At 66.0% G+C, this 26037-nt stretch carries 21 protein-coding genes; 17 read left to right on the forward strand and 4 right to left on the reverse strand.

Annotated features, from left to right (window positions below):
- Window positions 1-37: 37 nt before the first annotated feature.
- Both gabD and OCK02_RS02665 read left to right on the forward strand, forming a co-directional pair.
- Entirely contained in the window at window positions 38-1492 is a 1455-nt protein-coding gene (gene gabD / locus OCK02_RS02660; protein ID WP_263811681.1) for an NADP-dependent succinate-semialdehyde dehydrogenase, read from the forward strand.
- A gap of 73 nt (window positions 1493-1565) precedes the next feature.
- Window positions 1566-2369, forward strand: coding sequence for an HpcH/HpaI aldolase/citrate lyase family protein (locus OCK02_RS02665; protein WP_263811682.1), 804 nt, complete (start codon window positions 1566-1568; stop codon window positions 2367-2369).
- Between the two features lie 26 nt (window positions 2370-2395).
- On the opposite strand, the gene OCK02_RS02670 is transcribed toward OCK02_RS02665, so the two are convergent.
- Entirely contained in the window at window positions 2396-3274 is an 879-nt protein-coding gene (locus OCK02_RS02670; protein ID WP_263811683.1) for a GntR family transcriptional regulator, read from the reverse strand.
- 245 nt (window positions 3275-3519) lie between these two features.
- On the opposite strand from OCK02_RS02670, the gene OCK02_RS02675 reads away from it, so the two are divergent.
- The 15 genes from OCK02_RS02675 to OCK02_RS02745 all read left to right on the forward strand — a co-directional run bounded on the left by OCK02_RS02675 (window position 3520) and on the right by OCK02_RS02745 (window position 18825).
- The gene (locus OCK02_RS02675) at window positions 3520-4542 is read left to right on the forward strand and encodes an aldo/keto reductase (protein ID WP_263811684.1); all 1023 of its coding nucleotides are present in this window, start codon (window positions 3520-3522) and stop codon (window positions 4540-4542) included.
- Window positions 4543-4580: 38 nt separating this feature from the next.
- Window positions 4581-5027, forward strand: a complete 447-nt coding sequence (locus OCK02_RS02680; protein WP_263811685.1) for an RbsD/FucU family protein — start codon at window positions 4581-4583, stop codon at window positions 5025-5027.
- Window positions 5028-5349: 322 nt separating this feature from the next.
- Window positions 5350-6339, forward strand: coding sequence for an ABC transporter substrate-binding protein (locus OCK02_RS02685; protein ID WP_263811686.1), 990 nt, complete (start codon window positions 5350-5352; stop codon window positions 6337-6339).
- 112 nt (window positions 6340-6451) lie between these two features.
- Window positions 6452-8008, forward strand: coding sequence for a sugar ABC transporter ATP-binding protein (locus OCK02_RS02690; protein WP_263811687.1), 1557 nt, complete (start codon window positions 6452-6454; stop codon window positions 8006-8008).
- A 33-nt stretch (window positions 8009-8041) separates the two neighbouring features.
- Window positions 8042-9016 (forward strand): ABC transporter permease, encoded by a 975-nt coding sequence (locus OCK02_RS02695; protein WP_263811688.1) that lies wholly within the window; start codon window positions 8042-8044, stop codon window positions 9014-9016.
- 19 nt (window positions 9017-9035) lie between these two features.
- On the forward strand, window positions 9036-10055 hold the full coding sequence (locus OCK02_RS02700) for a zinc-binding alcohol dehydrogenase family protein (protein WP_263811689.1): 1020 nt from the start codon (window positions 9036-9038) through the stop codon (window positions 10053-10055).
- 57 nt (window positions 10056-10112) lie between these two features.
- Window positions 10113-10844 carry an SDR family oxidoreductase gene (locus OCK02_RS02705; protein ID WP_230806479.1) on the forward strand — a complete coding sequence of 244 codons (732 nt, stop codon included), beginning with the start codon at window positions 10113-10115 and terminating at the stop codon, window positions 10842-10844.
- A 153-nt stretch (window positions 10845-10997) separates the two neighbouring features.
- Window positions 10998-12278 (forward strand): polyhydroxyalkanoate depolymerase, encoded by a 1281-nt coding sequence (locus OCK02_RS02710; RefSeq protein ID WP_263811690.1) that lies wholly within the window; start codon window positions 10998-11000, stop codon window positions 12276-12278.
- A gap of 141 nt (window positions 12279-12419) precedes the next feature.
- Entirely contained in the window at window positions 12420-12848 is a 429-nt protein-coding gene (locus tag OCK02_RS02715) for a DUF2852 domain-containing protein (protein WP_263811691.1), read from the forward strand.
- Window positions 12849-12943: 95 nt separating this feature from the next.
- Window positions 12944-13702, forward strand: coding sequence for a M48 family metallopeptidase (locus OCK02_RS02720; protein WP_263811692.1), 759 nt, complete (start codon window positions 12944-12946; stop codon window positions 13700-13702).
- 63 nt (window positions 13703-13765) lie between these two features.
- A complete protein-coding gene (locus tag OCK02_RS02725) occupies window positions 13766-14458 on the forward strand; it encodes a phosphoribosylanthranilate isomerase (protein WP_263811693.1) in 693 nt (230 codons plus the stop codon).
- Window positions 14455-15675, forward strand: coding sequence for a tryptophan synthase subunit beta (gene trpB / locus OCK02_RS02730; protein ID WP_263811694.1), 1221 nt, complete (start codon window positions 14455-14457; stop codon window positions 15673-15675). Before OCK02_RS02725 ends, trpB begins: the two co-directional genes overlap by 4 nt.
- 1 nt (window position 15676) lies before the next feature.
- Window positions 15677-16516, forward strand: a complete 840-nt coding sequence (gene trpA / locus OCK02_RS02735) for a tryptophan synthase subunit alpha (protein WP_230806485.1) — start codon at window positions 15677-15679, stop codon at window positions 16514-16516.
- A 38-nt stretch (window positions 16517-16554) separates the two neighbouring features.
- Window positions 16555-17457 (forward strand): acetyl-CoA carboxylase, carboxyltransferase subunit beta, encoded by a 903-nt coding sequence (gene accD / locus OCK02_RS02740; RefSeq protein ID WP_263811695.1) that lies wholly within the window; start codon window positions 16555-16557, stop codon window positions 17455-17457.
- A gap of 24 nt (window positions 17458-17481) precedes the next feature.
- Window positions 17482-18825, forward strand: a complete 1344-nt coding sequence (locus tag OCK02_RS02745) for a bifunctional folylpolyglutamate synthase/dihydrofolate synthase (RefSeq protein WP_412178749.1) — start codon at window positions 17482-17484, stop codon at window positions 18823-18825.
- Between the two features lie 84 nt (window positions 18826-18909).
- On the opposite strand, the gene trxA is transcribed toward OCK02_RS02745, so the two are convergent.
- From trxA to addB, 3 genes are all read right to left on the reverse strand, one after another.
- Window positions 18910-19233 (reverse strand): thioredoxin, encoded by a 324-nt coding sequence (gene trxA / locus OCK02_RS02750; protein ID WP_112596916.1) that lies wholly within the window; start codon window positions 19231-19233, stop codon window positions 18910-18912.
- Between the two features lie 75 nt (window positions 19234-19308).
- Window positions 19309-22857, reverse strand: coding sequence for a double-strand break repair helicase AddA (gene addA, locus OCK02_RS02755; RefSeq protein WP_263811697.1), 3549 nt, complete (start codon window positions 22855-22857; stop codon window positions 19309-19311).
- Entirely contained in the window at window positions 22850-26014 is a 3165-nt protein-coding gene (gene addB, locus OCK02_RS02760) for a double-strand break repair protein AddB (protein WP_263811698.1), read from the reverse strand. Before addB ends, addA begins: the two co-directional genes overlap by 8 nt.
- Window positions 26015-26037 lie beyond the last annotated feature (23 nt).

Genomic DNA, 26037 nt, shown 5'->3' on the forward strand with positions numbered 1-26037 from the left:
TAAGGAATCTCGATGCGGTGAACAGGGAGACAACGCCATGAGCCTCAAAGATCCAACCCTCCTGCGCCAGGCGGCGCTCGTCGGCACGCGCTGGATCGAGGCCGACCCGGCGACCGGGATTGCCGTGAACAATCCGGCGACCGGCGAGCGCATCGGCTACGTGCCGAAGCTGGGAACGGCGGAAACGAAGGAGGCAATCGCCGCCGCCGGGAAGGCGCAGAAGGAATGGGCCGCACAGACGGCCAAGGAGCGTTCCGCGATCCTGCGCAAGTGGTTCGAACTGATGATGGCCAATCAGGACGACCTCGGCCGCATCCTCACCCTGGAGCAGGGCAAGCCGCTGGCCGAGGCCAAGGGCGAAATCGCCTATGGCGCAAGCTTCATCGAATGGTTCGCCGAGGAAGCGCGCCGCCTCTACGGCGACATCGTGCCCGGTCACCAGAAGGACAAGCGCATCCTGGTGATGAAGCAGCCGATCGGCGTGGTTGCCGCGATCACCCCGTGGAACTTCCCCAATGCCATGATCACCCGCAAGGCCGGTCCGGCCTTCGCCGCCGGCTGCGCCATGGTTCTGAAGCCGGCTTCGCAAACGCCGTTCTCCGCCATCGCGATCGCCGTCCTTGCCGAGCGGGCCGGCCTGCCGCCGGGGCTGTTCAGCGTCATCACCGGATCCGCCAGGGAGATCGGTGCGGAGATGACGGCAAACCCGACGGTTCGCAAGCTCACCTTCACCGGCTCGACCGAGGTCGGTGCCGAGCTCTACAGGCAGAGCGCGCCGACGATCAAGAAACTGGGGCTCGAGCTCGGCGGCAACGCACCCTTCATCGTCTTCGACGACGCCGACCTCGATGCAGCTGTCGAGGGCGCGCTGATCGCCAAGTTCCGCAACAACGGCCAGACCTGCGTCTGCGCCAATCGCATCTACGCGCAGGAGGGTGTCTATGAGGCCTTCTCCGAAAAGCTGGCGGCCGCGGTCTCCAAACTCAAGACCGGAAACGGCTTCGACGAGGGCGTCATTCTCGGCCCGCTGATCGACGAGGCGGCGCTCGCCAAGGTCGAGGAGCACGTGTCCGATGCGCTCAGCAAGGGCGGACGCGTTGTCCAGGGCGGCAAGCGCCACGCACTCGGAGGCACCTTCTACGAGGCGACCGTCATCACCGGCGTGACCTCCGAAATGGCGGTGGCGCGCGAGGAGACGTTCGGGCCGGTGGCGCCCGTCTTCCGCTTCAGGGACGAGGCGGACGTCATTGCCCAGGCGAACGATACCGAATTCGGGCTCGCCTCCTATTTCTACGCCAAGGATCTGGCGCGCGTCTTCCGCGTCGCCGAGGCGCTGGAATACGGCATGGTCGGCGTCAATACCGGGCTGATCTCTACGGCGGAAGCGCCGTTCGGCGGCGTCAAGCTGTCGGGCCTCGGCCGGGAAGGCTCGAAGTACGGCATCGAGGAATTTACCGAGATGAAGTACGTCTGCCTCGGCGGCATCGGCTGATGAACGCCCCATCGGCCGGCCCGTCGTCGGCCGATGGTCATTGATCTCGTTGCATTCGAAGAGGATCTGCGCCATGCCCGCTCCCATCAATCCGTTCAAGGCTGCGCTCCGCGAAGGACGGTTCCAGCTCGGCCTGTGGGTGGCGCTGGGCAGCGCCTACGCCGCGGAGATCGCCGCCGGCAGCGGCTATGACTGGCTGCTGATCGACGGGGAGCACGGGCCGAGCGACATGCCGCTGATCGGCGCGCAACTCGGTGCCCTGCGCGGCAGCGCGAGCCACCCGATCGTCCGGCCGCCGATGGGCGAGGCATGGCTGCTGAAACAACTGCTTGACCTCGGCACGCAGACCTTCCTGGTCCCCATGGTCGAAACCGCCGAGCAGGCGGCCGCGCTGGTCAGGGCCGTGCGCTATCCACCCCGCGGCATGCGCGGCGTCGGCGCCGGGCTTGGGCGCGCCAGCGATTTCAACCGGATACCCGATTACCTCGCCACGGCCGACGAAGAGATCTGCCTGATCGTGCAGGTGGAAAGCCGCGCCGGCCTCGAGGCGCTTGACGACATCGCCGCCGTCGAGGGTGTCGACGGCGTTTTCATCGGCCCCTCCGACCTGGCCGCGGACATGGGCTATCTCGGCCAGCCGTCCGCCGCGGCCGTGCAGGAGGCGATCCGCGACGCTTTCCAGCGCATCCACCGGCACGGTAAGGCGCGCGGGATCATGACGGTGGCGGTCGACCAGGCGCACGAATACCGGGCGATGGGGGCCGACTTCATGGCGATCGGCACCGACGTCAACTGCCTGGTGCGGTCGATCGACGGCCTGCGCCGCACTTTCCTCGGCCTGCCGGGTACGACGGACCAGAAGGGTGGCGGTTACTGAGGGGCTCTTCGCCCGGGAGGCTCGGCTCAGTTGGTGGATTGCAGCAGGGTCTCGCGGGCCGATTTCAGGTGCTGCCGGCAGGCATTCTCGATCCGCGCGGGATCGCGGGATTTCAGTGCTTCGATATAGACCAGGTGCTCCTCCATCGCCCGCGCATTCCGCTGGCGCGCATTCGTCTTGTTCCACTGGTAGTGATAGTGGAAGACGATGGCGATGATGTCGTAGAAATCGATGATGAAGCGGTTGCGCGAGGCCCGGTGCACGAGCAGGTGAAACCGCTCGTCCAGTTCGGAGAACTCCCGATACCGGTTGTCGACATCGGCCAGGATCTCGCGGTGGAGGGCTGCGATCGAGTCCAGTTCCGCCCATGCGGGATGGTCGTCCTGCAGGTGGGCGAACGCGGCGGCCGAGCGCAGCTCGAACATTTCGCGCACCTCGGTGAGCTCCAGAGCGAATTCCGGCGTGAACCCCTTGAGAACCCAGTGGCTGTTCGGACGTTTCTCGATCAGTCCGAAACGGCTGAACCGGATGAGGAATTCCCGTACGCTCGTGGTGCCGGTGCCGATCTCGCGGGCAAGCTCCAGCTCGTTGATCTGCATGCCGGGCTCGGCGCCGCCGGCAAGAATCCGGCGCATGAAGCTCCGCTCGATGATCTCCGACAGCGAATCGGTTTCCTCGGTCGGGAAGTAATCTGCCGCAACGGGCTTGCGAAGCACGACCTTGCGGCGCTTCGACCATTCGATCAGCCCGATCTCCTCCAGACGCGTCAGGATCGCCCGGACCGTCGTGCGGCTGACCCCCAGCGTGTTGCCGAGCTCCGGTTCGGACGCAAGCGTGCTGCTCGTCTCAAGGAGAACGAGGCAACGGTTGAAGGCATCCTTGAAGACGGTATTCTGCTTGGCCATGGCTCTCGTCGATCGATCGGATTGATATCTGCTCGTTTAGGCGGTGGCGACCGGATTTTCCAGCGCCTGGACGGTCGTGCAGTGCTCGTCCTCCGGCCATACTGAAGCCGGTCCCTGCGATGTGATCCTCCCGTTACCCATAATAGCCATTGACCTTGATCTGTCTATTGTAGATAAAAGACAGAAGTCGGATTGTTCTGCGTGCAACCTGGGAGTGAGGGGGTAGCGCGCGGCGGGAGGAAGCGATGCGGACACGAACTATCGGGACGACGGGCCTCGCCGTGGGCGAGTACAGTTTCGGAACGGCCGCACTCGGCGGCCTCTACCGTCCCTGCCCGCGCGACACCGCGATCGCAACGCTGGAGGCGGCGTGGGCCGAGGGCATGCGCTATTTCGATACGGCGCCCTGGTACGGCTTCGGCCTTGCCGAGCGTGCGACGGGCGATTTCCTCCGCGGCAAGCCGAAGGGCGAGTGGGTGCTCTCCACCAAGGTTGGCCGGATCATGTTTCCGGTGGACGACGACAAGGTGCCGACGGACTACGGCTACGTCGATCCTCTGCCCTTCGACGTGCGCTATGACTACAGCTACGACGGCATCATGCGCTCGCTGGAACTGAGCTATACGCGGCTCGGCCTGAACCGCATCGACATCCTCTACGTCCACGACATCGGCGTCTATACCCACGGCGCCGAGCGCAATGCGGTGCATTTCAAGGCGCTGATGGATTCCGGGCTGAAAGCGCTCGAGGAACTGAAGGCGTCCGGCACCATCAGGGCCTATGGCCTCGGCGTGAACGAGGTGCCCGTCTGCCTCGAAGTCATGAAGCGCGCGCCGATCGACTGCATCCTGCTGGCCGGACGATACACGCTGCTGGATCGTTCCGCGGTCGAGGAACTTCTCCCGCTCTGCCAGGAACGGACGACGTCGCTGGTGGTCGGCGGCGTGTTCAACTCCGGCATTCTGGCGACCGGCGCGGTCCCCGGCGCGCATTTCGACTATATGCCCGCCAATGACGAGGTCGTGGCGCGCGTGCGCGCCCTTGAGGAACTGGCGAGCCTCAACGGCGTGCCGCTTGCTGCAGCCGCCATGCAGTTTCCGTTGCGGCATCCGGCGGTCGCCTCGGTGCTTCTAGGCACGGCCAAGCCGTCGAGCCTGCACCGGAATGCCGAACTCACCCGGATTACGGTTCCGCAAGCCCTTTACATGGAAGCCGAGGCTCATACTCTTGTCGCTCCTCCGCTCGGAACCGAGGCGGTTCGGCAATAGGTTTGCCGGAAGGTTGAAAGATATTCAGGAGCATACGCATGTTGAAAGGCATTCACCCCCTGCTCGGCCCCGATCTCCTGCATGCGTTGCAGTCGATGGGACACGGGGACGACATCGCCATCGTGGACGCGAACTTCCCGGCCCATTCGATGGGACCGAAGGTCATCCGCGCCGACGGCGTCGACGCGCTCGCAATGACCGAGGCCGTGCTCGCCCACATGCCACTCGATACCTTCGTACCGGACGTCGCCTGGCGGATGCAGGTCGTCGGCGATCCGGATGCGGTGCCGCCGGTCTGCGTCGAATTCCAGAACATCGTCAACCGTCTGGCCGGCGATTTCACCGTCCGCTCGGTCGAACGCTTCGCCTTCTACGAGATGACGCGAAAGGCCGCCTACATCATCGCCACGACCGAGTTCCGGCTCTATGGCAACATCATTCTGAAGAAGGGCGTGCTCCATCCGCACGAAGTCTACACGGTGTGAGCGACCGCGGTCGGAATGCTAAATGGAATGAACATTCCATGTTGACAGTATTGCGGAATTATTGTTTCAATTGAGCATCGCCTGAATGTCGATGCCGCATGTCACCGTGGAGGCTGGTGACGGCGCAAGGGAGGAAAAATCGATAGCAGACCCGGTCCGGGCCCTTGTGCGACAGCGCGATGGTCCGTGACGAAGGGAGCTTGTGGCTAGGTCCTTCCGGGTCGGCTGCGGGCAAAAATGTACTTTATCGATAAGAATCGTCCGCTTGCGTTCAGCGGTTCGGTTTCACTGGAGGAGAACGCACCCTGAGAGGAGAACCCCGATGAGCATTGCCAAGCAGCTTCTGTCGCGACGCGCATTCACCGCGCTGGCCGGTGCAGCCGTGTTTGCGACGATGGCGCCCGCCGCCTCGTTCGCGCAGGACGTCACCATCCCGATCGTCGTGAAGGACACCACTTCGTTCTACTGGCAGATCGTTCTGGCCGGTGCCCGCGCCGCCGGCAAGGATCTCGGCGTGAACGTACCGGAACTCGGCGCCCAGTCCGAGGCCGACGTCAACGGCCAGATTAGCATTCTCGAGAACGCCGTCGCCGGCAAGCCGGCCGCCGTCGTCATCTCGCCGACCGAATTCAAGGCGCTCGGCAAGCCGATCGACGAGGCCGCCAAGTCCGTTCCGGTCATCGGCATCGATTCCGGCGCCGACTCGAAGGCCTTCTCTTCGTTCCTGACGACGGACAACGTCCAGGGCGGCCGCATTGCCGCCGACGGTCTGGCCGCCGCCATCAAGGAGGCTACCGGCAAGGAAGAGGGCGAAATTGCGATCATCACCAGCCTGCCCGGCGCCGGCTCGCTCGAGCAGCGCCGCGAGGGCTTCCTCGACCAGGTAAAGACGAAGTATCCGGGCCTGAAGGTCATCGCCGACAAGTATGCCGACGGCCAGGCCACGACCGGCCTCAACATGATGACCGACCTCATCACCGCCAATCCGAACCTCGTCGGAGTCTTTGCCTCCAACCTGATCATGGCGCAGGGCGTCGGCCAGGCGATTTCCGAGAACAATCTCGGCGACAAGATTAAGGTGATCGGCTTCGACAGCGACGACAAGACGATCGGCTTCCTCAAGGACGGCGCGCTTGCCGGCCTCGTCGTGCAGGATCCCTATCGCATGGGTTACGACGGCGTGAAGACGGCACTGGCGGTCTCCAAGGGCGAGAAGGTCGAGGCAAACGTCGACACCGGCGCCAACCTGGTGACGAAGGCCAACATGAGCGAGCCGAAGATCGACGCGCTCATCAATCCGAAGGTCAACTGACCCAAGGACGGCCGCGCCGGTCTTCCGCCGGCGCGGCCTGCAATTTTGATCGCGGAACTGTCCGGCGCTTTCGCCGGGCGATCCGGAGGGCCGCAAGCAGGAGGAGAGCACCATGACCCGGCTGGAGGAAATTGCGCATCGCCACGACGAGGCCAGCGCCCTTCTGACGGAAGGCAGCCGCGTGCCGGCCGGCACGCCGATCCTGGAATTGAAGGGCCTTCAGAAGAACTACGGCTACGTTCAGGCATTGAAGCCGGCGACGATCACCTTTCTGGCGGGCGAGATCCACGCCATCGTCGGTGAAAACGGCGCCGGCAAGTCGACCCTCATCAAGCTTCTGACCGGCGTCATCACGCGGACGGCCGGCGAGGTTCTCTGGTGCGGTCACCCGGTCGCCCTTTCCACCCCCAACGAGGCGATCGCGCGCGGCATCAACGCCGTGCATCAGGAGGTGGTCCTCTGCCCGCATTTGTCGGTCGCGGCCAATCTCTTCCTCGGCGACGAAGTCGAGCGGCACGGGCTGATGCGCAAGAGGCAGATGGAGAAGATGGCGCAGTCCGTCCTCGACGATCTCGGCTTCTATCTCCCGGCGGCAGCTGAACTCGGATCTCTGACCATTGGCCAGCAGCAGCTTGTCGCCACCGCGCGCGCAGCGATGCGCGGCACCCAATTCCTCATCTTCGACGAGCCGACCGCCTACCTGACGCGACAGGAATCCGCCCAGTTGTTCAAGCTGATCCGCCGCCTGCAGAGCGAGGGCGTGACGATCGTCTACATCAGCCACCGGATGGAGGAGGTGTTTGAGCTCGCCGACCGCGTCTCGGTCCTGCGCGACGGAACCCATGTCGGCACGCGGGCGATCGGCGAGACCAACGAGAGCGAACTGATTGCGCTGATGATCAATCGCTCGATCGAACAGATCTACCACAAGGAAGACATTGCGATCGGCGCGCCGATCCTGGAGGCGCGCGGGCTGACCGGGCCGGGCTTCGAAGACGTCTCGTTGACCGTGCGGGCCGGTGAGATCGTCGGCCTTTACGGGCTGATCGGCGCCGGTCGCAGCGAGTTCGCTCTCGGTCTCTACGGACGCCAGCCGTTGTCGGCGGGCGAAGTGCACTGGATGGGCCGCAAGGTGAAGATCCGAAACGAGCGCGACGCGATGGAGCTTGGTATCGCGCTCGCTCCGGAAAGCCGGCGCGACCAGGGCCTTTGCCTCAACCTGCCGATCGGCCTCAACATCAACCTGCCGGTCTTCGGGCGGCTGAGCCGCGGCCCCGTGATCGGCCGGGCCGAGGAGGCGGCGAATGCCGACAGGCAGATCCGCGATCTCGCGATCAAGACCCCGAGCCGGCGCGTGCCGGCGTCGTCGATGTCCGGCGGAAACCAGCAGAAGATCGTCATCGGCAAGTGGCTGAGCCACGGCGCCAAGCTGTTCATCTTCGACGAGCCGACCGTCGGCGTCGACGTCGGCACCAAGGCGGAGATCTACCGGCTCTTTGCAAAACTTCTAAAGGAGGGGGCCGGCATCATCCTCATCTCCTCCTACCTGCCGGAAGTCTACGAGCTTGCCGACAGGCTGCACGTGTTCCGGGGCGGCAGGCTCGTCGGCAGCCATGATTTCCATGCCGCGACCCATGAGGACGTGCTCGGCGAGGCCATAGGCGTCTGAGCCAGAATTGAGATTGATGCGGGAGAAGCACGCATGACCATCACCACAACGGAGAGCCCGGCGGCCGCCCCGCGGCGCGGGATGAACATTCTCTTCAGTCTGACGCTGATCGGCCTGCTGCTCGCGCTCTGGATCGCACTCGGCATCGTCACCGTCAGCTTCTGGACACCGCTGAACATTTCCAACCTGTTGCGGCAGGGCGCGATGACGGCGATCCTCGCCGTCGGCCAGACCTTCGTCATCATCACCGCCGGCATCGATCTCTCCGTCGGCGCGATCGTCGGCTTCTCCACCGTCATTCTCGCCTGGCTCCTGCAGGCCGGCGTACCGCTCTGGATCGCAATGGCGATCACGCTCCTGATGGGTGTCGCCATCGGCGCCTTCCATGGCTTCGGCATCGTCCGCATGGGGCTGCCGCCGTTCATCATAACGCTGGCGACGTTGACGTCCCTGCGTGGGGTCGGCCTGCTGATCACCAACGGTTCGACGATCTCGATCAACAACGAAGGCTTCACCAACTTCGCCCGCGCCGATTTCCTCGGCATCCCGAGCCTGTTCTGGATGGTGATCCTGGTCGCGGTGCCGGCCTATGTGTTTCTCCATCTCAGCCGCTGGGGCCGCTATCTCTTTGCGGTCGGCTCCAACAGCGAGGCGGCCCGCCTGTCGGGCGTGAACGTCAATCGCACGATCTACATGGCCTACATCCTGTCGGCCACATGCGCCGCCTTCGTCGGTGTGCTGCTCGCCTCGCGCATCGGCATCGGCAACGCCACCCAGGCCGAAGGCTGGGAACTGCAGGCAATCGCCTCGTCGGTGATCGGTGGCACCAGCCTCTTCGGCGCCGTCGGTTCGGTCCATGGTCCCCTGATCGGCGCCTTCATCCTGGCGACGATCAATAACGGTGCGAACCTTTTGAACGTCAATTCGTTCTGGCAGCGTATCATCACCGGCCTGCTGATCATCGTCATCGTCTATTTCGATCAGCTTCGCCGCCGCGGAAGCCGCTGACGGCCGGGAGAATTGCGAAATGCGCACCATCGTCTGCCAGGAGCCGGGGCGGCTCGAACTCGTGGAACGACCGTCCCCCTCCGCCATCCCCGAAGGCTGGGTCCGTATCGCCGTGAGCCATGTCGGGATCTGCGGCACCGACTATCATATCTTCGAGGGCAAGCACCCCTTCCTCGAATATCCGCGCGTCATGGGCCACGAGGTCTCCGCCACCGTCCTGGAGGCGCCCGCAGGATCCGGCCTGGCGGCCGGCCAGCCGGTGATCGTCAACCCCTACATCTCCTGCGGCTCCTGCGTGGCCTGCCGCAAGGGCAAGCCCAACTGCTGCGTGGCGATCAAGGTGCTGGGGGTGCACACCGACGGCGCCTTCTGCGACGAGATTGCAGTACCTGCCACCAACCTCTACCCGGCCGGCAATCTGTCGCTGGAGGCGGCCGCCACCGTGGAGTTCCTTGCTATCGGCGCCCATGCCGTCCGTCGGGCGCAAACGCCGAAGGGATCGCGGTCGCTGGTGATCGGTGCCGGTCCGATCGGGCTCGGAACGGCACTCTTCTCCCGCATTGCCGGCCACGACGTCACCTTGCTCGATACCTCCGCCGAGCGGCTTGCCATGGCGCGCGACAGGCTCGGCTTCGACCGCGGTGTCGTGGCGGACGCAAACATGGCCTCGGCCCTTGCGGAGATCACCGATGCCGAGGGTTTCGACGTCGTGTTCGATGCGACAGGCTATGCCAGGTCGATGGAGGCGGCCTTTGCCTATGTTGCCCACGGCGGCACGCTCGTCTATGTCAGCGTCGTGAAGGACGACATCCGCTTCGCCGATCCCGAGTTCCACAAGCGGGAGATGACGCTGGTCGGCAGCCGCAACGCCACCGCCGAGGATTTCCGCCATGTGGTGGCCTCTATCGAGGCGGGCCATGTTCCGGTCGAGGCGCTGGTGACGCATCGCACCACGCTCGAGGCCGTTCCGGCGGACCTCGCACGCTGGGCGACGACGAAGGACGGACTTATAAAGGCCGTGGTGAGGGTTGCGCGCTGACGCCTTGCGCATCCATCATCGTTCGGCCTGCATCGATCAAGTGACGAGGAAAAGACAATGAGCCAGGATCTGGGTGGAAAGACAGCGCTGGTGACGGCGGCGGGACAGGGGATAGGCCGCGCCTCCGCGCTCGCCTACAGGCGAGCCGGCGCCAGGGTGATCGCCACCGACATCAACGCGCCGGCGCTCGAGGCTCTCGCCGCCGAGGGTATCGAAACCCGCCTTCTCGACGTCCTTTCCGACCAGGCGGTGAAGGACGCCGCAGCCGGGATCGGTCCGGTCGACATCCTGTTCAATTGCGCAGGCGTCGTGCATGGCGGCACCGTCCTGGAGACGAGCGACGAGGACCTGGCGTTCGCCTGGGACCTCAACGTCCGCGCAATGGTGCGCACGGCCCGCGCCTTCCTGCCCGGCATGCTCGCGCGCGGCGGCGGCGCGATCGTCAACATGGCCTCGGTCGCAAGCAGCGTGAAGGGCGTTCCGAACCGCTTCGCCTATTCGGTCACCAAGGCGGCCGTGATCGGCCTGACGAAATCGATCGCCGCCGACTACGTCGCCCAGGGTGTGCGCTGCAACGCGATCTGCCCGGGCACGGTGGAAAGCCCGTCGCTGCAGGAGCGCATGCGCGCCGGCGGCGACTACGAGGCGGCACGGGCCGCCTTCATCGCACGGCAGCCGATGGGACGGCTCGGAACGCCGGAGGAAATCGCCGAACTCGCCGTCTATCTGGCCGGGGCGACCTATACGACCGGCCAGGCCTATGTGGTCGACGGAGGGTGGACCGCTTGAGAATCGGGCGGTCTCGCGCTCCTGCAGATCGGATCGGTGGGCGCCTGCTCCGTTGCACCGCAACGAAAACGTGATACCCTGTTCGCAATTGCATGTAGGGCAGGATGTCACCCGGGCCTGGACGTGCTCAGGGAACGACAGGGAATTCTTCCCATGTATTATCAGCTCTATGAACTGAACCATGCGATGATGGCGCCCTGGCGCGCTGTCGCCGATCACATGCGGCTCGCCTACAGCAACCCCCTCAATCCGCTTTCGCATACCTGTTTCGGCCGGACCATGGCGGCTGGGCTGGAAGTGCTGGAGCGCGTGACGCGGCGCTACGGCAAGCCGGCTTTCGGTCTCGACACCACCATCGTCGACGGCCAGCCCGTGTCGGTGCGCGAAAAGGTCGTCTGGCAGCGCCCGTTCTGCAACCTCGTCCATTTCGAGCGCACGCTGCCCGGCGGGCATCGGGCCGATCCGAAGATCCTGATGGTGGCGCCGATGTCGGGCCACTACGCGACGCTCCTGCGTGGAACCGTCGAGACCCTCCTGCCGCATGCCGAGATCTATATTACCGACTGGATCGACGCCCGCATGGTGCCGCTCTCGGACGGTTCGTTCGATCTCGACGACTTCATCGACTATGTCATCGAAATGCTGCACGCGCTCGGGCCTGATACCCATGTGATTGCGGTTTGCCAGCCGTCGGTGCCCGTGCTTGCCGCCGTCGCGGTGATGGAGGAAGACGGCGACCCCCTGGCGCCGGCCTCGATGACGCTGATGGGTGGGCCGATCGATACGCGCGTCAATCCGACGGCCGTCAACAGGCTGGCCGAGGAACGGCCGATCGAATGGTTCCGCGACAATGTCATCATGCCGGTGCCGTGGCCGCAGCCGGGCTTCATGCGCCTGGTCTATCCCGGCTTCCTGCAATTGTCCGGCTTCATGTCGATGAACCTCGATCGCCATCTGATCGCCCACAAGGAATTCTTCGAACATCTCGTCAAGAACGATGGCGACGCCGCCGAGAAACACCGCGACTTCTACGACGAATACCTCGCCGTGATGGACATGACGGCCGAGTTCTACCTGCAGACGGTCGAGACCGTGTTCATGAGGCACGCCCTGCCGAAGGGCGAGATGATGCACCGCTCGCGCCGCGTCGACACGGGTGCGATCCGCAGCGTGGCGTTGCTCACGGTCGAAGGCGAAAACGACGATATTTCCGGCGTCGGCCAGACGAAGGCGGCACAGACGATCTGTCCCAACATCCCAGACGACCGCCGCATGCATTACATGCAGCCCGACGTCGGCCACTACGGCGTCTTCAACGGCTCGCGCTTCCGGCGCGAGATCGCGCCCCGCATCGTTTCCTTCATCGAGGCGAACCGGCGGGAAAAGCGGCCGGTGCCGCGCGTCATCAAGGGCGGCAAGGCCGGCGGCAGGTAGTCGGTCGTTCGAATTCCTGTGGGGCTTTCATGGGCTTGCCCGATTCTGCCGGGCATTGCCTTGAAGCGTGTTCATGATCTTACCACATCGAAATCATCGGTCGCCACGGTGGCGTTCCGGCGAATGTGAGGAAGATTGCAAATGAACCAGTCTGCATTGCTGCGTCCGGATTGGACGCCTGCGACCGTCGCGCTGATGGTGCTGGGGTTTATGGTCTTCTGGCCCCTCGGCCTGGCCATGCTCGCCTACATCGTTTTCGGTGAGCGCCTCAAGACCTTCAAGAAGGACGCAAACGACACGGCGGACGGATTCTTCGCCGCCTGCCGCGGGCGCCGCCGCGGTTTCCGCGGTCCGGGCTTCGGAACGGGCAACGTCGCTTTCGACGAATGGCGCGAATCCGAACTGAGCCGCATCGAGGAAGAGCGCCGCAAGCTCGACGAGATGCGCGACGAGTTCGACGCCTATATGCGCGAACTGCGCAAGGCAAAGGACAAGGAGGAGTTCGATCGCTTCATGCGCGAGCGCCGTTCCGGCAATGGCGGCACGGTGCCGGGTTTCCCGGCGGTCTGAGTGGCTCGAATGTCCTGAATGTCATGGCCGGCGTCCCTGTGGCGCCGGTTTTTGCTTGGTTCAAAGGCCGCGCGAATCGGCTATGAAGGAGCGCGATGTTCTCCTCGATCCTGAAGCCCCGTCGTGCATTGCGCACCCCGCCGCCGGAACTGCGGGCGGTCGAGGTGAACGGCCGGTCCGTCCCCCTGACGATCCGTCGAAATGCGCAGGCGACGCGGCTGACCCTGCGGATCGAACCCGGTGGCCGGGCGCTGAAGATGACGGTTCCCACCGGCCTGCCCGAGCGCGAGATCCGGGATTTCCTCGATCGCCACCATGCCTGGCTGATGACCAAGCTCGCGCGCTTCTCCAGCCGCAGCGCCCTGGCCGACGGCCATCACATCTTCATCCGCGGCGTCGCCCACCGCATCGAGGAAACCGGCATGCTGCGTGGGTTGACGGAGGCGGTGACGGTCGACGGCGAAGCGGTCCTGCGGGTCAGCGGCGAGAGCGAGCATGTGCCGCGCCGCATCCGCGACTATCTGAAGAAGGAGGCCCGCAAGGATCTTCAGGATCGTGTCGCCTTCCATGCTCCCAAAGTCGGCCGTAAGGTTCGCTCGATGACGCTGCGCGATACCCGCAGCCGCTGGGGATCGTGCTCGGCCGATGGCGCGCTCAGCTTCTCCTGGCGCATCGTCATGGCGCCGCCCTTCGTGCTAGACTATCTGGTGGCCCACGAGGTCGCGCATCTGCGCGAGATGAACCACGGCCCGGACTTCTGGAGCCTCTGCCGCGAGTTGTGCCCGAGGGTGGAAGAGGCCAAGCGCTGGTTGAAGCGGAACGGCACGATGCTGCACGCCCTCGACTTCGACTGACGTTCCGCCGCGGGCGCGCAAATGTCCTCGACTCTGCGGCCGTTTCATGCGAGTTCCGTGGCCATGGAAAGCACTGCCACCAACAGCATCGACATCAAGATCTGCGGCCTGAAGACGCCGGAAGCCGTGCTGCGCGCCGTCGATCTCGGCGCCACGCATGTCGGCTTCATCTTCTTCGAAAAGAGCCCGCGCAACATCGAGCCGGCCGATGCCGCCGGGCTCGCGGATCTCGCCAGGGGCCGTGCGAAGATCGTCGCCGTCACCGTCGATGCGGACAATGACGAACTCGATGAGATCGTTTCGCTTCTGCGCCCCGACATGCTCCAGCTTCACGGCAAGGAAAGCCCCGAGCGCGTGCTGACGATCAAGGCGGTCTATGGCCTGCCGGTGATCAAGGCCTTCTCGGTCCGGGAGGCCGCGGACCTCGACAAGGTCGATGCCTATGTCGGCATCGCCGACCGTTTCCTGTTCGACGCCAAGCCGCCCGCCGGCTCGCAATTGCCCGGCGGCAACGGCGTTTCCTTCGACTGGTCGCTGATGGATGCGCTTGACGGCAGCGTCGATTACATGCTTTCCGGTGGTTTGAACAAGGACAATGTCGAAGAGGCGGTCACGGTGACGCGGGCGCCCGGCGTCGATGTGTCGTCCGGCGTGGAAAGCGCGCCGGGCGTCAAGGACCTCGGCAGGATGGAAGAGTTTTTCGAGGCGTTGCGGCGGGCGACCGGTCGGGCCGTTGCCGCAAGGAGCAGGATGTGAACCAGTCACCCTTTCTGAATTCGTTTCGCGGCGGTCCCGACGAGGACGGACGTTTCGGGATTTATGGCGGCCGCTTCGTCGCCGAGACGCTGATGCCGCTGATCCTGGAACTGCAGGACAAGTGGAACGAAGCGAAGACCGATCCGGAATTCCAGAAGGAGCTGGCCGATCTCGGCACGCACTATATCGGCCGGCCCTCGCCGCTCTATTTCGCCGAACGCCTGACGGAGCATCTCGGTGGCGCGAAGATCTACTTCAAGCGCGAGGAGTTGAACCACACCGGTTCCCACAAGATCAACAACTGCATCGGCCAGATCCTGCTTGCCAAGCGGATGGGCAAGACGCGCATCATCGCCGAAACCGGCGCCGGCCAGCATGGCGTGGCCTCGGCCACGGTGGCCGCACGCTTCGGCCTGCCCTGCGTCGTCTACATGGGCGCCACCGACGTCGAACGGCAGGCGCCGAACGTCTTCCGGATGAAGCTGCTCGGCGCCGAGGTGAAGCCGGTGACCGCCGGCCACGGCACGCTGAAGGACGCGATGAACGAGGCGTTGCGCGACTGGGTGACCAATGTCGAGGACACCTATTATCTGATCGGCACCGCCGCCGGCCCGCACCCCTATCCGGAGATGGTCCGCGACTTCCAGGCGGTGATCGGCCGCGAGGCCCGCGAGCAGATCCTCAAGGCGGAAGGCCGGCTGCCCGACGTCGTCATCGCCGCGGTCGGCGGGGGGTCGAACGCGATCGGCATCTTCCATCCGTTCCTGGACGACAAGGACGTCAGGATCGTCGGTGTCGAAGCCGGGGGCAAGGGGCTGGATGGCGACGAGCACTGTGCCTCGATCACCGCAGGCTCGCCGGGCGTGCTTCACGGCAACCGCACCTACCTGCTTCAGGACGGCGACGGACAGATCAAGGAAGGCCACTCGATCTCGGCGGGTCTGGACTATCCCGGCATCGGCCCGGAGCATTCCTGGCTGAACGACATCGGCCGTGCGGAATATGTTCCGATCATGGATCACGAGGCGCTGGAGGCGTTCCAGCTGCTCACCCGCATCGAGGGCATCATTCCCGCCCTGGAGCCCAGCCACGCGCTGGCCGAGGTGATCAAGCGCGCGCCAACGATGGGAAAGGACGAAATCATCCTGATGAACCTCTCCGGCCGCGGCGACAAGGATATCTTCACCGTCGGCAAGATCCTCGGCATGGAGCTCTAAGATGACCGCCCGCATGGACAGACGTTTCGCCGCTCTCGCAGCCGAAGGACGCCCGGCCCTCGTCACCTATTTCATGGGCGGCGATCCGGACTATGCCTCTTCGCTCGCCATCATGAAGGCGCTGCCGAAGGCCGGCTCCGACATCATCGAGCTTGGCATGCCGTTTTCCGATCCGATGGCCGACGGACCGGCCATCCAGGTGGCCGGGCAGCGATCGCTTAAGGGCGGCCAGACGCTGTCCAAGACCATCCAGATGGCGCGCGACTTCCGGCTCGAGGACGCAGACACGCCGATCGTGCTGATGGGCTACTACAACCCGATCTACATCTACGGCGTCGACCGCTTTATCGAGGATGCGCTGGAGGCGGGCATCGACGGCCTGATCGTCGTCGACCTGCCGCCCGAGATGGATGACGAGCTCTGCATTCCGGCACTGAGCCGCGGCATCAACTTCATCCGCCTTGCGACGCCGACGACGGATGCCAAGCGGCTGCCGGCCGTGCTGGAGAATACCTCCGGCTTCGTCTACTACGTCTCGATGAACGGCATCACCGGTTCTGCCCTGCCGGATCCGTCCTTGATCGGCGGCGCCGTCCGGCGCATCAAGGACCACACGGCGCTTCCGGTCTGCGTCGGCTTCGGCGTCAAGACGGCGGAGCAGGCGCGTGCCATCGGCGCGTCCGCGGACGGCGTGGTCGTCGGCAGCGCCATCGTCAACCAGATCGCTTCCAGCCTAACGGCAGACGGCGCCGCCACGGAGGCGACCGTGGCCGGCGTCGAGGCGCTGGTGCGCAGCCTTGCGCTCGGCGTTCGCGGCGCCCGGGTTGCGGCAGCGGAATAAAACCCCACATAGGGGCGAAAAATTCAGGAGTAGCTTCAGTGAACTGGATCACAAACTACGTTCGGCCGAAGATCAATTCGATGCTGGGTCGCAGGGAGGTTCCCGAGAACCTCTGGATCAAGTGCCCTGAAACGGGCGAGATGGTCTTCCACCGCGACCTGGAAGAGAACAAGTGGGTCATTCCGGCTTCCGGCTATCACATGAAGATGCCGGCGAAGGCCCGGCTCAAGGATCTGTTCGATGACGGCGCGTTCGAGGCGCTGCCACAGCCCAAGGTCGCGCAGGACCCGCTGAAGTTCCGGGATTCCAAGAAGTATATCGACCGCCTGAAGGACAGCCGCATCAAGACCGAGCAGGAGGACACGATCCTCGCCGGCGTCGGCAAGGTGCGCGGCGTCAAGCTCGTCGCGGTCGTACACGAATTCGGTTTCATGGGCGGGTCGCTTGGCATCGCCGCCGGCGAGGCGATCGTCAAGGCTTTCGAGCGCGCCATCTCCGAGAAGTGCCCGCTGGTCATGTTCCCGGCCTCCGGCGGCGCCCGCATGCAGGAAGGCATCCTGTCGCTGATGCAGCTTCCGCGCACCACCGTCGCCGTCGAGATGCTGAAGGAAGCGGGCCAGCCCTATGTCGTCGTCCTGACCAATCCGACAACCGGCGGCGTGACGGCTTCCTATGCCATGCTGGGCGACATCCATCTGGCAGAACCGGGCGCCGAAATCTGCTTTGCCGGCAAGCGCGTCATCGAGCAGACGATCCGCGAGAAACTGCCCGAGGGCTTCCAGACCTCCGAGTACCTTCTTGAGCACGGCATGGTCGATATGGTCGTCAAGCGCCACGACATTCCCGGTACGCTGGCACGGCTGCTGCGGATCCTCACCAAGAAGCCGGTGACCGAAACCACCAAGGCGGCTGGCGTCGTCGCCATCGCCGCCAGCGCCTGAACCGCGCGCAGGCGGGGCGGCGTGGTGGAGACGGCCGGTACCTCAGAGGCGGGGCGGGAGATCGAAAAGCTCCTTTCTCTGCATCCGAAGGGTTACGATCTTTCGCTGGACCGCATCACGCGGCTGCTGTCCGCGCTCGGTGATCCGCACAAGCGCCTTCCGCCGGTCATCCATGTCGCCGGCACCAACGGCAAGGGTTCGGTGACGGCCTTCAGCCGCGCCATCCTCGAGGCGTCCGGCCTTTCGGTCCACGTCCACACCTCTCCTCATCTCGTCAACTGGCACGAGCGCTATCGCCTCGGCCGCAAGGACGGGCGCGGCGCCTACGTTTCCGATCCGGTCCTGGCCGATGCCGTCCGGCGGGTGGCAGAGGCCAATGGCGGCCAGAAGATCACGGTGTTCGAGATCCTGACGGCAGTCACCTTCCTGCTTTTCTCCGAGCATCCGGCTGACGTTGCGATCATCGAGGTTGGCCTCGGCGGCCGCTACGATGCGACGAACGTCGTCGAGAAGCCGGCGGTATCGGTGATCATGCCGATCTCGCTCGACCACCAGGCCTATCTGGGCGACCGGGTGGAACTGATCGCGGCGGAGAAGGCGGGCATCATGAAGAAGGGCTCGCCTGTCGTCATCGGCCATCAGGAGGAGGAAGCCGCGCGCAACGTGTTGATCGCGACCGCGGAACGGCTCTCCTGCCCCCACACGGTCTACGGGCAGGATTTCCTGGCCTATGGCGAGTTCGGCCGGATGGTCTACCAGGACGAGTTCGGCCTGATGGACCTGCCGCCGCCGAAGCTTCCCGGCCGGCACCAGTATGCCAATGCGGCGGCTGCGATACGCGCCGTCAAGGCGGCGGGCCTGCCGGTCGCCGAGCATGCGTTCGAACGTGGCCTTGTCGCGGTCGAATGGCCCGGGCGCCTGCAGCGGCTCCATGCCGGAGCCCTCGTCAAGGCTGCGCCGGAATCCTCCGAGATCTGGGTCGACGGCGGCCATAATCCCGGTGCCGGCGTCGTGATCGCCGAAACCATGGCCACCTTCGAGGAGCGCGACCCGCGCCCGCTGTTTCTGGTCACGGGCATGATCAACACCAAGGACCCGGTCGGCTATTTCGATGCCTTCCGGGGCATCGCCGAACGCGTCTTCACCGTGCCGATCCGCGGATCGGATGCCGGTATCGACCCGGTCGTGCTTGCAAGCGATGCTGCCGATGCCGGCCTCGAAGCGGAGCCGGTTTCTTCGGTCGCCGAGGCGCTGCATGCGATCGGTCGCATCGTCGAGGAAGATGCAGTCGCGCCGCGGATCCTGATCGGCGGCTCGCTCTATCTCATCGGCGACGTGCTCGCCGACAACGGCACCCCGCCGGTCTGATCCACCGTCTCCGGCAGTTATCCAGGCGGAAACGAAAAAGGCCCGGACGAGCCGGGCCTTGAATGTCGATGTCTCGCGTGAGGCTCAGGCGGCCGCGGTCGAGATCCAGGAGGACAGTGCCGTCTTCGGTGCAGCGCCGACCTTGATGTCGGCCACTTCGCCGCCCTTGAACACGGCGAGCGTCGGGATCGAGCGGACGCCGAACTGGGCTGCGAGCTCGGGATTCTCGTCGATGTTGAGCTTGGCGACCTTCACCTTGCCGGCGAGTTCTGCGGAGATCTCCTCCAGCGCAGGCGCGATCATCTTGCACGGGCCGCACCATTCGGCCCAGAAATCAACGACCACCGGCTCGGCGGAATTGAGCACTTCGGCCTGGAAATTGGAATTGTCGACTTTCACGGTAGCCATGAGGGGCTGCTCCTTGGCGAATTGAAGTTGCATGTCATGTGATGCGCGGCGGCGGGCATTTCAATGGATGGTATCTCACTTTGTCGCAAGCTCGGCAAGGCTTCGCGTCATCGCCTCGTCCTCGAGCCAGTAGACCGCCGGTGCCTCGGTATAGACGAGCCCGCAGCGGATCGTCTGGCCGGGATAGAGGGGAGCAAGCAGGGCGCGGTAGATCGAAAGCTGCGCCAGATGCTCGAAAGGGATGGTTGCCGGGCTTGCCGGCGGCTGCCTGTTGGTCTTGAAATCGACGATCTCGACGCCGTCCTCCGTCACCACCATCCGGTCGATCCGGCCGGAGACCGCATAGTCGGTGCGTCCCAAGCCGAGCGTTCCCATGATTTCGACTTCCGCGCGGCTGCGGGGCGAGAAGATCGCCGCAAGCGACCGATCCTGCATGATCGCGGCGACGTCGGCGCTGAGGCGGGCCCGGTCGCGGTCCGGCCAGTGCCGCACCGCCCGTTCCAGATAGCGCTCCGCCGCAGCCGGGCGATCCGTTTCCGGCAGGCCGGGCAGGACCTGCAGAAGCCGGTGCAGGATCCGGCCGCGCTCCAGCGCCCGACCTGCGCCGGACGGCGCATGGGTGGCGAAAAGGGCGGATCCGACCCTCAGGTCGGCCTCGCCGGTGTCGATCACCGTGGCGGCGCCCGACGGGCTCAATGGACGTGGCAGGTGGCGTAGCGGCGGCAATGGACGCCCCAGTGCCTCCGGCAGCGGCGCTTCCGTCTCGTCCGTTTCGGCAATGGCTTCGCCGGGCGTGCCGGCCTGCGGCGACGCCTCGCGCCAGACCGCACCGCACCACGTATCCGGCCCGGCGGAAAACTCCGTCGCGCTGCAGCGTTCGTCTCCGGAGAGCCCGGCGGTGACCATCTCATGCCACGTGCCGCTGATCGGCCGCTTGCCGCGATAGCCGCAGACGACGAGACGGTCGGCCGCACGCGTCATCGCCACATAGAGAAGCCTCCGGTACTCTTCTTCCGCCTGCGCGCGGATGCGCTGCGCGTCGAGGTCGGTCAGGTCGTTTCCGAGGTCCTTCACCGGCAGCCATGCGGGCAGGGTGTCGCTTCTGCCGGCGGCGAGAAACCTGAGCTTCGGCATGTGAGTGTGGGTGAAGGGCGCCCCGCCGCTGTCGACGAGGAAGACGACGGGCGCCTCCAGCCCCTTGGCGGCATGCACCGTCATGATCCGGACCTCGTTTCGCCCCTTGTCCTGCTCGCGCTTGACGGTCGGGGCCTCGAGCTCCAGCGTCGAGATGAAGGCCTGCAGGCCGGGAAGGCCGTTTTCCTCCTGGTCGAGCGCGAAGGACAGGAACTCGTCGATGATCTCGCCGGCCTCCTGCCCCAGCCGCGCCAGGAACGCGGCCCGCCCGCCGAGGACACCGATGACCCTTGCGTAGAAATCATGGGCGGGGAGTTCCCGCGCAATCGCAATGAAGGCCTCCAGTTGACGCACAACGGCACCGAGGAACAGGTCTTGCGGGGCCTGTGCCTGCAGGTGCTGCCACAGGCTGGTCGCCTCCGGCCGCCGTGCCGCAAGCTCCATCAGCGTCTCTTCGGAATGTCCGAGGAGGGGACTTTTCAGCAGGGCCGCAAGCGACAGGTCGTCTTCGGGCAGGAGCGCGAAACGCCCGAGCGCGAGCAGGTCCTGCACGGCGATGTGGCCGCTCAGCACCAGCCGGTCGGCGCCGCCGACGGGAATGTTGTGCGGCTGCTTCAGGGCGCGGGTCAGCGCGTTGACGAAGGCGTCGCGCTTGCGCACCAGCACGATGACGTCGCCGGGACGCATGGGTCGCGTCGTGCCCTTCTCGGTCACCGTCTCCCGCCCGATCCAGCCTGCAAGCGTATCGGCGATGCGCCGCGCCAGGACGTTCACCGGCGCCTTCTCCGGCACGGCGTCGAACGGCGCGGTCCAGTCCTCCTCGTCGATGGTCTCGGCTGGCGCGATCACTTCCCACAGGTCGACTGCACCGGGCTCCTGGCCGCGGTTGGAGGCATGGATGACGGCGTCGCCGTCGGGAGAGAGCCCGCGCGCATGGTCGGCGACCGCGAAAACCCGGTCGACGGCAGAAAGCACGTCGCGGGTGGAGCGAAACGAGAGCAGCAGCCGGATCGACCGGAAGAGGGCGTCGGCATCGCCGGCGCGCCGCCCTGCCTTGCGCCCCTCCTCGGCGAAGCGTTCGGGGCGCGCGCCCTGGAAGGAATAGATCGACTGCTTCTCGTCGCCGACGGCGAAGACGGTGCGGATCGCCGGGCGCGCCGAGGCGCCGGCGAAGAATTCTCCGGTCAGCGCGCCGATGATCTCCCATTGCCGCGGGCTGGTGTCCTGAGCCTCGTCGACGAGGAAGTGGTCGATCCCCTGATCGAGCTTGTAGTGGATCCAGGCGCCCACGTCGCTGCGGGTCAGGAGCGTGGCGGCACGCTCGATCAGGTCGTCGAAATCGAGCAGGCTGCGCCCGCGCTTGAGATCCTCGTAGTCGCCGATCAGCCGCGCCGCGATCACAAGCGCGGCGCGGGTCGCCTCGAACATGCGGAAGCGGCGCAGACGATCGTCGCAGGCGATCACATGCGCCTGCAGGTCGACGAAGAACGGCTCGAACTCCGGATCACGATCCTTCACCTTCTTGGACAGGAAGGCGCGGTCGATGCTGGCCGGCTTTCCGCCGCCGTTGAAGAAGAGATCGCAGAGCGCCTGCCGGCGTCCGGCTGCCGTCGGCAGTTCGGGCAGGGCGGCCAGATCGGCGGCACTCGCCTTGACGGTGTCGGAGCCGAGTTCGAGCGCGGTGTCGAGATAGCGGCGGAAGACGGCCATGTCGAAGCCGGGCGGCGGCCAGAAGGCGTCGACCAGGCTGCCGGCATCGTCCCCCGGCCCGAACCCGAGCCGCTCGCGCAGCAGGGCGGTGGCACCGCCATGGGCGGCCGCCTCGTCGATGAAGGCGCGGATGGCGCTGCGACTGGCAACGATGTCCTCGATCAGCCGGTCGAGGCCGGTGTCGTCGGCGATCTCGAGCACGGTCGAAAACGCTCCGGCGAGCGCGGCATCGTCCTCCGCCGAGGTCGCGGTCAGGAGCGAGCGGCGGGCGTCCGCGAGCAGCACTGCGGCAGCCCGGTCGTCGAGAACGGCGAAGTGGCCGGCGACGTTCGCCTCCAGCGGGAACTGGTGCAGCAGCGCCTCGCAGAAGGCGTGGATCGTCTGGATCTTCAGCCCGCCCGGCGTCTCCAGTGCACGCGCAAACAGGCGCCTTGCCTCCGCGAGCTTCAACCGGTCGGGCACGGTCCCCTCGATCTGCTCGACGCGCCGGGCAAGCTCGTCGTCCGGCAGCACCGCCCATTCGGCCAGGCGCTCGAACACGCGGTTCGACATCTCCGATGCCGCCGCCTTGGTGTAGGTCAGGCACAGGATGGCGGACGGCCGGCACCCGGCGAGCAGGAGACGGATCACGCGCTGGGTGAGCACGTGCGTCTTGCCCGAGCCGGCATTGGCGGAGACCCATGCCGAAGCGGAGGGGTCGGACGCGGCTGCCTGCATGCGGCTCGTCCAGCCGAGCCAGGCGCCGGGATCGTCGGCGGGCGGGCGCTCTGCCTCAAGCATCCTCATCTCCCTCGGAACCTTCCGCCGTCGACCACTCGGCCACGCGGGCCAGATGGTCGTATTCGCCGCCGAATTCCCGTTCCGCTTCCGGGATGACGCGCGAGGCGAAGCCATAGTGACCGGAGAGCAACTGTGCCAAAAGCTTCTCCAGCTGGAGAAGCGCATCGTCGGCAAGGTCCTCGGCGGATTTCGGCTGCCGATCCTTCGTCGGCCGGGCGTGCTCGTTGTTGACGACCTCGTCGTCGAAGCGATCGCCGGGCTTGAGGCGGACATAGGTCAGGTCGCCGGGCGGCATCGACGGCAGGTCCCTGAAGGCGCCGCGCTTGAGGGCCGCAGCCTCCAGCGGCAGCTGCGGATCGAGGAGCGCGCGGGCGATCTTCAGCGAGGGCGAACTGCCGGTCTTGTAATCGATCAGGTCGCCGCGGCCATCGGAGCGCAGGTCGATCCGGTCGGCGACACCGGTCAGCCGCATGCCGGCAATTCCGAGATCGAGCGAGGCGGACACCTCCGTCAGCGACTTGTCGAGCGCCTGCCTTCGCTTGCCGTCCCAGGCGAGAAAGGCGTTCGCGACGGCCCGAAAGCGCGGACGCCAGACCGCATCGATATGCAGGGGCAGCGCCATGCGGTCGAACTCCTCCGTCGTGATCCGGCTCATCAGTTCCCCGTCCGCACGCTCGCCAGCATGCTCGCGCACGTAGCGGTCGACGATGCGGTGGTACAGCGTGCCGCGTTCGGCGGCACCGGGATCGACGTTGAACGGGGCGATCGGATGGAGGCGCAGGATCCGCCGCGCATAGATCGCATAAGGGTCTCGGCGCAACCGCCCGACTTCGCTGAAGGAATAGCTCTTCGGTTGCAGTTCGGCCGGCGGTCTTGGCTCGGGCCGCTTGGCCGCCGGCTGCCTCTGGCGTCGATCCAGCAAGGCCGTCCAATGGAGGAGATCCGCACCCCGCTTCCTCAGGTCCTGAGCCAGCGAAGGACCTCCGACCGCGAGCAGGCGCTGCAGCCAGCGCGAGGCGACCGTCGGCGAGGTGCCGCTGCGCGTCGCCCGGGTGAGGACCAGCTTTCTCGCCGCGCAGGCCACCTGGAAGTCGTGCGCCAGCTGGCCGATGCGCCGCTCGGGCGGCTCGAGCCCGATACCTGCCTTCATCGCGCGCGACAGGAATGCGTCATTCGTCGTCTGTCCCGGCCAGGTGCCTTCGTTCAGCCCGCCGATGACGATCGTATCGACGCTTTGCAGGCGCGATTCGAGCGCGCCGAAGATGAAGACGCGCGGATGGCGCATCGAGCGCGGCTTCACCGTTTCGCTGGCGCTGATCGCCGCCAGCACATCGCACCATTGCGGACCGTCCGCCTCGAGCTGACCCTCGGCCTCGATCACGCCCTTGAGGAGTGACGCCAGCCCGTCGCCGGCTTCGCCGGACCAGAGGCCGGCCAGATTGCCGTGTTCGTCGATGGCGACCGCCTCCAGTGCCCGGCCGGTTCGCTCGGCCCATTCGGCGATCGGAAGCGCTGTCGTGAAGCGTCGCCCCGTACGGCCGTGGCGCACCAGGACACCGGCCAAAGGCTCGACCGCGGTGGCGATCCGCCGGGCGAGTTCGCGCGCTTCCAGCACCGAAGCCTCGGGTATGGCCGTGCGCCATTCCGGCGGCTTTCGGTCGGTCGCCTGCCGCTTCAGGGCGGCGTAGAGGAGCGGCTCGAGGGTGGAGATGTCGACTTCAGCCGTGCCGCCGCGAAGCGCCAACAGCTCCAGCGCGGTCGCGCCGGCACGCATTTTTTCCGCCGGAAGGCCGAAGCAAGCCAGCGGATGCTTCAGGAGGGCGACGAGCGCGACCGGATCGCCCGGCCGGAGCGCGGCCTCCAGCAAAAGCCGGGTGAGCGTGCCCTGGGGGGTGGCAAGCAGCGGGGTGCCGGCAGAATCGTCGGCCTCGATCCCGAAGCGGGCGAGTTCCGCCGCGACGCGCCGGGCAAGCTTCCGGTCCGGCGTGATCAGGGCGGCCTGGCTCTCCTCGCCCTCTTCGAGCGCCAGCCGCAGCGCGACCGCGATCGCGGTCGCCTCCTCCCGCTCGTTCGCCGCCTCGACCAGGCAGGCGCCGGCGAATGCGACCAGTGCCTGATCACCTTGCATCGCGTGACGCTGTTGTTCCCAGCCGGCGGTGGCATGAACCGGCAGCAGCGCCCGAGACAGCAGTTCCGCGCGTGTCGCCAACGCCGCTTCCGGCGTGCCGAGCGGAACGACCATCGAACGTTCAAGTCCCAACCGCCGCAGCAGCCGGCTGAGACCGTATTGCGGATGGCTGCGGTTTGACGCCTCGCGCGACGGTTCGCCCGATAGCGGATCGTGCGTGACCAGCCGCCAGTCCTCGTCCGACATCGAGAAATCGAGCCCGGGCAGCACGACGGCACCGTTCGGCATCCCGGCAACTGCCTCGATCAGGCGCGCGGTGGCGGGAATGGAGCCGGTGGAGCCCGCGATGACCACCGGCCCGGACGGCGGCGCATCGCGATAGCGATCGGCCTCCGCATGCAGCGTTGCATTGCGGCGGATCGACGGAGAGGAGCGGTTGAGCTCGTCGAGCCGCGCCGGCCAGTATTCGCTGGCGATCTTCAGGAAGGCCAGCGTCAGCTGCCACCATTGCGCGTGGTCGGCGGCCTCGATGGTCTTGAGCGCGTCCCAGTCGCACTCCTCGGTCTCCATCGCGTCGATCAGCTCGGCAAGTTCGCGAGCGAGCCAGATCGCGTCGGCGGGACTTGCCGGCGCGACCAGCGGGCTTTCGGCATGCACGGCAGTGATGGCCGCCGGCAGGCTGTTGCGCCAGGCGAGGACGAGCTGTGCGAGTTCCAGCAGGCGGGCCGGGCCGGAAAGCGGCTCTGCCATGTCGAGGGCGGCCGGGGCCACTTCGTCGAAGAAGCCGCTATCGTCGTCGGTCTCGCCGAGCGGGCGGATGACGGGCAGGATGGCGGAGCGCCCGCCGAGGAGATCGACGAACTCGGACCGCAGCGATCGCGCCGAGCGCCGGGTCGGAACGTAGATCGTCATGTCCGCCAGCGACAGCGGATCGCTATCGTCGTGGCGGAAACCGGGGATGATCGTGCCGTCGCAGATCCGCCGCGCCAGTGTCTTCAGGAACGGCAGGCCCGGATGTATCGAGAACACGTTTCCGGCGCTGTCCCGCCGCC

This window comes from Rhizobium sp. TRM96647 (assembly GCF_025780115.1).
Taxonomy (GTDB): Bacteria; Pseudomonadota; Alphaproteobacteria; order Rhizobiales; family Rhizobiaceae; genus Mycoplana.

Coding starts and splice junctions, on each gene's coding strand:
- gabD (WP_263811681.1), top strand. CDS start 38: ATGAGCCTCAAAGATCCAACCCTCCTGCGCCAGGCGGCGCTCGTCGGC.
- OCK02_RS02665 (WP_263811682.1), top strand. CDS start 1,566: ATGCCCGCTCCCATCAATCCGTTCAAGGCTGCGCTCCGCGAAGGACGG.
- OCK02_RS02670 (WP_263811683.1), bottom strand. CDS start 3,274: ATGGCCAAGCAGAATACCGTCTTCAAGGATGCCTTCAACCGTTGCCTC.
- OCK02_RS02675 (WP_263811684.1), top strand. CDS start 3,520: ATGCGGACACGAACTATCGGGACGACGGGCCTCGCCGTGGGCGAGTAC.
- OCK02_RS02680 (WP_263811685.1), top strand. CDS start 4,581: ATGTTGAAAGGCATTCACCCCCTGCTCGGCCCCGATCTCCTGCATGCG.
- OCK02_RS02685 (WP_263811686.1), top strand. CDS start 5,350: ATGAGCATTGCCAAGCAGCTTCTGTCGCGACGCGCATTCACCGCGCTG.
- OCK02_RS02690 (WP_263811687.1), top strand. CDS start 6,452: ATGACCCGGCTGGAGGAAATTGCGCATCGCCACGACGAGGCCAGCGCC.
- OCK02_RS02695 (WP_263811688.1), top strand. CDS start 8,042: ATGACCATCACCACAACGGAGAGCCCGGCGGCCGCCCCGCGGCGCGGG.
- OCK02_RS02700 (WP_263811689.1), top strand. CDS start 9,036: ATGCGCACCATCGTCTGCCAGGAGCCGGGGCGGCTCGAACTCGTGGAA.
- OCK02_RS02705 (WP_230806479.1), top strand. CDS start 10,113: ATGAGCCAGGATCTGGGTGGAAAGACAGCGCTGGTGACGGCGGCGGGA.
- OCK02_RS02710 (WP_263811690.1), top strand. CDS start 10,998: ATGTATTATCAGCTCTATGAACTGAACCATGCGATGATGGCGCCCTGG.
- OCK02_RS02715 (WP_263811691.1), top strand. CDS start 12,420: ATGAACCAGTCTGCATTGCTGCGTCCGGATTGGACGCCTGCGACCGTC.
- OCK02_RS02720 (WP_263811692.1), top strand. CDS start 12,944: ATGTTCTCCTCGATCCTGAAGCCCCGTCGTGCATTGCGCACCCCGCCG.
- OCK02_RS02725 (WP_263811693.1), top strand. CDS start 13,766: ATGGAAAGCACTGCCACCAACAGCATCGACATCAAGATCTGCGGCCTG.
- trpA (WP_230806485.1), top strand. CDS start 15,677: ATGACCGCCCGCATGGACAGACGTTTCGCCGCTCTCGCAGCCGAAGGA.
- trxA (WP_112596916.1), bottom strand. CDS start 19,233: ATGGCTACCGTGAAAGTCGACAATTCCAATTTCCAGGCCGAAGTGCTC.
- addA (WP_263811697.1), bottom strand. CDS start 22,857: ATGCTTGAGGCAGAGCGCCCGCCCGCCGACGATCCCGGCGCCTGGCTC.